This is a genomic window from Saccharomonospora saliphila YIM 90502 (assembly GCF_000383795.1).
In the GTDB taxonomy this organism is placed as follows: Bacteria; Actinomycetota; Actinomycetes; order Mycobacteriales; family Pseudonocardiaceae; genus Saccharomonospora; species Saccharomonospora saliphila.
In genome coordinates, this window is record NZ_KB912707.1 from 1 (window position 1) to 2,590 (window position 2,590).

General features: G+C 74.1%; 3 protein-coding genes and 1 pseudogene. 1 reads left to right on the forward strand and 3 read right to left on the reverse strand.

Translation table 11 applies throughout. From position 1 onward, the window contains the following. Nucleotides 1-140: 140 nt before the first annotated feature. Both SACSA_RS0117335 and SACSA_RS0117340 read right to left on the reverse strand, forming a co-directional pair. The gene (locus tag SACSA_RS0117335; RefSeq protein ID WP_019819003.1) at nucleotides 141-326 is read right to left on the reverse strand and encodes a hypothetical protein; all 186 of its coding nucleotides are present in this window, start codon (nucleotides 324-326) and stop codon (nucleotides 141-143) included. A gap of 2 nt (nucleotides 327-328) precedes the next feature. After that, nucleotides 329-826 carry a MogA/MoaB family molybdenum cofactor biosynthesis protein gene (locus SACSA_RS0117340; RefSeq protein WP_019819004.1) on the reverse strand — a complete coding sequence of 166 codons (498 nt, stop codon included), beginning with the start codon at nucleotides 824-826 and terminating at the stop codon, nucleotides 329-331. A gap of 148 nt (nucleotides 827-974) precedes the next feature. Here SACSA_RS0117340 and SACSA_RS0117345 point away from each other — a divergent pair, with 148 nt between their 5' ends. Continuing rightward, nucleotides 975-2,045 carry an NAD-dependent epimerase/dehydratase family protein gene (locus SACSA_RS0117345; protein WP_019819005.1) on the forward strand — a complete coding sequence of 357 codons (1,071 nt, stop codon included), beginning with the start codon at nucleotides 975-977 and terminating at the stop codon, nucleotides 2,043-2,045. A 58-nt stretch (nucleotides 2,046-2,103) separates the two neighbouring features. Here SACSA_RS0117345 and SACSA_RS23545 read toward each other — a convergent pair. Further along, nucleotides 2,104-2,590: pseudogene (locus SACSA_RS23545) on the reverse strand (hypothetical protein); the annotation flags it as partial.

The window sequence follows — 2,590 nt, forward strand, 5'->3', positions numbered from 1 at the left end:
GGCGGAGCCCCTGGTCCTGGTCGCGGTTCCGGAGGACGAGGCGCCACGGGTGGCCGCCGCCGCGTTGGGGCGGCCCGTGACGGTGACCCTGCGCTGAAGGTGACCGTCCGGTGGCGGGCGGGTGGGCGCGGCGCGCCGCGTCAGCGGTCGTGGTGGGGAGGGCGATTGCGCAGGTACCAGTCGTCCGGCGGATCGGCGTCGCCGACTCCGGTGTGGCCTCGTTCGTCGGCCGTGGTGTCGAACAGCACGGTCCCGAACACCTCGTCCAGCCGCGCGCGGTCCCGCCCGGGCCTGCGGGCGGCCGGGCCGCTGCTGTCGGTCGTCACGGTCAGCCCTCCAGCCCGGAGAGCTCGTCGATGACGTGCGGAACCAGGGCCGACAGGGTCGCCATTCCGTCGCGCACCGCGGCCCGGGACCCGGCGAGGTTGACCACGAGTGTGCTGCCCGAGATGCCGACAAGGCCCCGGGAGATTCCCGCGTCGACGGCGCCGGCGCTCAGGCCCGAGGCACGCAGGGCCTCGGCGATGCCGGGCACCGGGCGGTCGAGCACGCCCGAGGTGGCGTCCGGGGTCACGTCGCGGGGCGAGACCCCCGTCGCGCCCACCGTGATCACCACGTCCACGCCACCGATGACCGCGGTGTTGAGGGCGTTGCGAATCTCCACCGTGTCGGCGCTGACCACCACGGTGCCGTCGACGATGAAGTTCGCCTCCTCCAACAGCTCGGTCACCAGGGGCCCCATGCTGTCGTCGATCTCGCCCTGCGCCGTCCGGTCGTCGACGATCACCACCAGAGCGCGGCCCAGCCGCTGCGCGTCCCGTTCCATAGGCAACTACCGTAGTGCCCTCGGCGCGGGGGGCGACACACGACGAGACGACCGGCCTCGGACTGTGACGAAGGCCCGCCCGTGACGGAATTCTTACGTCGGGGCGGAGAGCCCTGCGGACGGGGCCGGCGGCACCTACGGTGATCATGTGCGTGTTCTCGTCACCGGCGGAGCCGGCTTCATCGGCTCCCACATCGCCGACCTGCTGACCCGGTCGGGCCACGAGCCCGTCCTGCTCGACGCGCTCGTGGCGACCGCCCACAGCTCGCCGGAGCCGCCGGGCTACACCGGTGCGCACCGGTTCGTGCACGGCGATGTCACCGACGCCGGACTGCTCCGGGAGCTGTTGTCCGGGGTGGACGCGGTGTGTCACCAGGCGGCGGTCGTCGGGCACGGCGTCGACCCGTCGGACGCTCCGCGCTACGCCCGCGACAACGACTACGGCACCGCTGTGCTGCTCGCCGCGATGCACGAGACGGGAGTGCGCAGGCTGGTGCTGGCCTCGTCGATGGTCGTCTACGGCGAGGGCCGCTACGCCTGCCCCGCGCACGGCATCGTGGCGCCCTCCCCCAGACGCCGTTCCGATGTGGACGCGGGCCGGTACGACCCGCGCTGCCCCGAGTGCGCCACCATGCTGGAACCGCGGCTGGTGGGCGAGGACACCCCGCCCCGGCCCCGCAGCACCTACGCCGCCACCAAGCTCGCCCAGGAACACCTGGCCGCGGCGTGGGCCCGGCAGACGGAGGGCACCGTGTGGGCGCTGCGCTACCACAACGTCTACGGCCCGAGGATGCCCGCGAACACCCCGTACGCGGGGGTGGCCTCGCTGTTCCGCTCGGCGCTGCACCGGGGCGAGGCGCCCACGGTGCTGGAGGACGGGCGGCAGCGCCGCGACTTCGTGCACGTCCACGACGTGGCCAGGGCGAACGTGCTGGCCCTGCGTGCCGACCTTGAGCCGGGGACGCTGACCCCGGTCAACATCTGCTCCGGTGAGCCACACACCGTCGGCGAGCTCGCGTCCGAACTGGCCCGGGCATGCTCGGGTCCGCGGCCGCGGATCGTCGGTGGTGCCCGCCCCGCCGACGTCCGGCATGTCGTGGCCGATCCCGCTCGGGCGGTCGAGCTGCTGGGGTTCACGGCGACCACGTCGTTCGCCGACGGAATCGCCGGGTTCGCCCAGGCCAACCTGCGCGACCCGCTCGCCTCGTCCCCGGCGTGACGCCGTGCGCGCCTCCCCCGTCGAGCGACCGAGGGATGCGTGCACGGCGGCCCGGTCGTCACCTCTTGGGGATCACGGGCAAGGGCCCTTCATGCACCAGCGCACCCCCGACGTCGTAGGCCCGCACCGTGATTCCCGCTTCGCCCGGCGAGGTCGCCGTCGCGTCCGCGGCCGGTTCCACACCCGGGACGAATGCGGCGAATGTCCGGCCCCGTACGGGCGCAACGATCGTGGCGCCGTTCGCGACGAGCTCCACCTTCGCCGTCCCAGCGGTGGTGACTCCCACGACGGACAGCCCGGGGAAGTGGTACTCGCCCGCCACGGTCGCCACCGGCCTCTCCGGCGACGTCGCCTCCGACGGCCTCGGCACCACCCGGGCGGAGAAGCCCGGTCGCGTGCGGCACACGAGGGCGGCGCGGCTGTTCACCGCGACCACCAGGGTCAGGTCGTTCGCGGGCCGGACCTTCTCCTCCTCCCGCACCGGCTCAAGGCGGTGCCGGAGCAGGGCGCCGGCCCGCCAGGTGGCCGCGTCGACGACCCGCCCG